Source organism: Siccirubricoccus deserti, assembly GCF_014283215.1.
Classification (GTDB): Bacteria; Pseudomonadota; Alphaproteobacteria; order Acetobacterales; family Acetobacteraceae; genus Siccirubricoccus; species Siccirubricoccus deserti.
Genome location: NZ_JACOMF010000149.1, coordinates 1 through 4107 on the forward strand (window position 1 = coordinate 1; position 4107 = coordinate 4107).

Here is a 4107-nt window from a genome sequence, read left to right on the forward strand (position 1 = left end):
GCGAGCATGGCTGGGCGACGCCCTATGGCTGCCCTCGGGCTCCTCGTCGCCGCCTTGCTCAGGCTCCACACCATGGCTTGGCGGTTCAGCCAGGGCCGACCAGAAGGTCCCGGTACTCAGGGTGGCGTTCGATGTAGCCGGCTACGATATCGCAGCGGGGCACTATCCCGATGTCATCTGAACGCAGGTGGTCGAGCACCCCGCGCACCAGCTTCGATCCGGTGCCTTGTCCGGCCATCGCCTCCGGCACCTCGGTGTGGGTCAGCACCATCCGGTTGCCGTCTCGCCTGTATGCGACGAAGGCAGTGCTGCCGCCCTCCGCCATTTCGAACCGGCTCATCGCCGGGTTGTCTCGAACCTCCTCCATGAATGGGCGCTCCACGATCTGGTTGCAGGGCGCCGGTCGCGGCTACCCCCTCAACCGCAAGCAACGCCCCTGTAAGCGGCCGGTGCCCGTGCTCGAAGCGAGCGCCATCTGTGCATCACCGAACCAACAATACATTGGGTGGGACAGGCGTAGGTGCTGTGCTCTTACCGATCTGGGTGCCTCTTCACGGCGTCAACACCGCGGTTGGTAGGCGGGAGTGAGTAGCGTCGTCATCCCAGGTTTGGCTGAACACCATTGGGCATGGACGACGCGACCGCGTCGGCGAATCTCCCGCCTTTCAACGGTTCTGCGCCACAGCCCGCGGGCAGCCCTGACCGGGGACGAAGACTCCACCTTGCGAGGTATTGGCGCCATTCGGCAAACGATCTGCGCCGAACACCAGCAAGCACCCGCCGGGCACCGGTGAAGCGTAGACGATACCCACCGGGTCGACTGGCCGCGTCACGGGCTGGAAACGTAGCTGCGCCTGGGTATCGCCGGCTGGTGCAGCCGGCGAAGGTGTCTGGCCCAAGGCTGGAACAGCAGCGGTCGCCCAGCCGATCAATCTTGAGCGACATAGCTGCTTCTCCCGCGGCGGCTTGGCATCGGTGACTCATCGTTCAGAGAAGGCGACAGGCCAAGATGCTGCTGGAGAAATGGAACTGCATGATGGTTCAGATGCAGAGCCGAATTCTTGATCAGAACATCCGAAAACCAATCGAGTGGTAATCTTACCTTACGTCAGTATAGATAAGAATTTTTATACATATATCATATGGAACTTATCATTATATATTACAAATATCCATTAAAAATAGTCTTTGTGCGCGAATACGCCTAGAATTTATGAAATATTAAGATAGAAATATTGCATACAACAGAATTTTACGCTTGATTTTGATAGATCATCTTGCTTCAATCCGGGGAATTGGCAGAAGGAAGTTGATATGTGTTAACTCTGAGCCGAACCACAATTATATATTCTCTTAACGTTCTTTGTTTTTGGGGTTCAAATGGATAACATTCTTCCTTTTCCGAAAAGTATTGGCAGCGTTCAAAAAACTTTTGAATGATCCTGTTCGCGTTCCCGCGCTGAGCATTGACGCCGCCATGATTACCAATCTTAAGCAGCAGGAACTTGAGCCTAAACTTCTCGCCGTCGGTATTGCCTAAATTGCTGTGTGGTCTAGTGAGCCCGCCGTCATCGCCGCAGTACGGAACGTGCATGCAACTATTGGTGGTGTAATCAACGAGGCGGCTGGAGCCAGCGAGCGCGCAGTCCTGGCGGCGGTGGGCGCAGACCCCGAATCCCCTGCCGTTCTGGCCCTGCTGGGAGCTTTCCGCGCAGGATATTGGCGCGAGAGGAGTGGAGACGTAGCTGCCGCGGCGGCGCTCAGCGCGCTTGTCGAGGCCGTGCGCGCAAGCGACCCGGATGCACTCGCAGCCCTGAGTGAGGCCGTGGGGTGGGAGTAATTAAGCAAAACAACTAGGATTTATTCTGGTCTGTGGCGCAAAGAATTGGCCTAGGTCGCTCAAACTGTCCGTTTATTTAAGCAGATTTCAATACATTTTGCAGAAAATTGGGCACAATCCTGCAGTACTCAAAATCTCCGATAATTTTGATCTCTAATAAGGACAATACAATTCAATGAGAGAATACAAAACCATCAGCGACATTTTTGATTTGCTGCCTGAGTACAGTCAAGCCCGGACCGTAACTCTTGTACGTCGCACGATGTTCGATGCGGGATTTCCGCCAGTACCGGTCCGCAATGCCGTCCAGGGCGATCCTAAATCCGGCAAAGCACCGATGGGAACCGGGTGGCAGCATGATGCCCGGGAACCTGTCCCGCCCTGTTGTGGATGGGATGAGGCCGAACCCGCCGCCCTGTCGACTGGTCTACTCTGCGATGGGCTCCGCGTGCTCGACATCGACATCGATGATCGAGCCAGGGCCGATGCCGCTCATGAGATCGCCGAGACGCTGTTCGGTCCCTCGCCGGCTATTCGGCGGCGCGTAGGCACGGGCCGCCGGGCGCTCCTCTACCGGGCTGCCGAGGGGCAGCCGGGAAAGCTCGTCCGGGTGAACTCCAGTACAGATGAGCGGGTGGAGGTGCTGGGAAGGGGCCAGCAGTTGGTCGCGTATGGAACCCATTATAGCGGCGCGGCCATCTCATGGCAGGGGTTGCCGGGTCTGGAGGTAGAGAGAGCGGAATTGCCGGTCGTCACCGAGGAGCAGATCGCCGATTATCTTGATGCCGTCTCTGAACTTATCACCGCCGATTCCCCCCGGGTGTACGAATTCACCGAAACTGGCGAAACCAAGGCGGGGCAGCCGGCGACGGATGATCATGACCCGCTGACGGAGGATGACATCCGGGCCTGTCTCGCACTCATCGACGAGAATGGCCAGTACGAGACATGGCGAGACGTTGGCGCGGCGATCCACCATTGGGACCCAGGGGCAGCCGGGCTAGCGCTGTTCGATGAATGGTCGCGCAGCGGCAGGTATGAGAGCCGTAGCGCTGTAGTCCGCCAGTGGCAGGGATTCCGTGGAATGAAGCGGATCAGTGTAGCGAGCCTCCTCTGGCGAGCACGGCAAGTCGATCCCAATTTCGTTCCGCCATCCTGGGCCAAGCCTCCCGAGCCCACTATTCCGGAGTTCGTCCTCCGCCACCGCGAGAAGATCGCCCGGCAGGTCAGGGAAAGCCATGCGGCCCATGCTGCCCATCTCGCCCGGCAGGAAGAGGAGGCGGCGGCTAGGGCTGAGGAGGAGACCACCAAGCCGAAGCCGCGCCGATTCCGCATGCTCACCAGCAGCGAGGCAGCCAACCTGCCGCCTCCCAATTATCTCGTCCCCGGCCTTATCGTTACAAAATCGATCGGATGCATTTGCGGACCAAGCGGCAGTTTCAAAAGCTTCCTGTCACTGCATATTGGCCTGTCGCTCGCCCACGGCTTGCCGTGGTGCGGCTATGACCTGTCGCTGACGCCAGTCTGTTATGTGGCCGCCGAGGGGGCACATGGCCTGGGGGTGCGGATCGCTGCCTGGGAACGACACCACGGGCTAAAGAACGTCTCCGCTCCCTTCCGGTTAATCGCTGAGGGGGTTAAACCTCATGGACCCGCAGTGCATGGCCGATCTCACCGAAGAGATCGAGGCAGAAGCCATGGCGATCGGCCAGCCTTTCGGCCTTATCGTTCTCGATACGCTAGCGACCTGCGCGGTCGGAATGGAGGAGAATTCTGGCAAAGAATCTGGAATTGCCCTCGGGAGGATGTCAGCGATGCGCCACACCCTTGGGTGCAGCGTTTTCGCCGTTCACCATACGGGCAAGGACGCGGATCGCGGGATGCGCGGCAGCTACAGGCTCAAAGGTGACTTTGACACCGTAATTTCAGTGGGCCGCCAGGAAGGCGGGATGCACCTGAGTACGTTCGTCGAAAAGCAGAAGGACGGCCCAGATGGACAGGCCCTCCACTTCACCGCAGAACCCCTGGAATGGCTTGCTGACAGCATGCTGCAAAGCAGCCTCGTCATCAGGCCACGAGAGGAGCAAGTCGGCGACACCCCGGGGGATTTTGCCAAAGCGATCGAGGCCAGGGCTGGGATCGCTCAGGTGTTGGAACTCGATCAGCCGATGACCCGCTACGCCGTCTGCCGGGCGGCTGGTTGGAACCGTGGCCCTGGTGCCTACCGGACGATCGAGCAGGCCGTCCCCGAAGATGGCGTGAGGGTG

Annotated in this window: 2 protein-coding genes and 2 pseudogenes; 3 read left to right on the forward strand and 1 reads right to left on the reverse strand. The window is 59.0% G+C overall.

The window, feature by feature from the left end; translation table 11 throughout:
• Positions 1-85: 85 nt before the first annotated feature.
• Positions 86-367 carry a GNAT family N-acetyltransferase gene (locus H7965_RS28950; protein WP_186773966.1) on the reverse strand — a complete coding sequence of 94 codons (282 nt, stop codon included), beginning with the start codon at positions 365-367 and terminating at the stop codon, positions 86-88.
• A gap of 1735 nt (positions 368-2102) precedes the next feature.
• Here H7965_RS28950 and H7965_RS28955 point away from each other — a divergent pair.
• The 3 genes and pseudogenes from H7965_RS28955 to H7965_RS28960 all read left to right on the forward strand — a co-directional run.
• A pseudogene (locus H7965_RS28955) lies at positions 2103-3428 on the forward strand (AAA family ATPase); the annotation flags it as partial.
• Between the two features lie 109 nt (positions 3429-3537).
• Positions 3538-3651, forward strand: a pseudogene (locus tag H7965_RS32190) (hypothetical protein); the annotation flags it as partial.
• A 69-nt stretch (positions 3652-3720) separates the two neighbouring features.
• Positions 3721-4107, forward strand: a 387-nt coding sequence (locus H7965_RS28960) for a hypothetical protein (RefSeq protein WP_186773968.1), incomplete at its 3' end; no start/stop codon positions are given.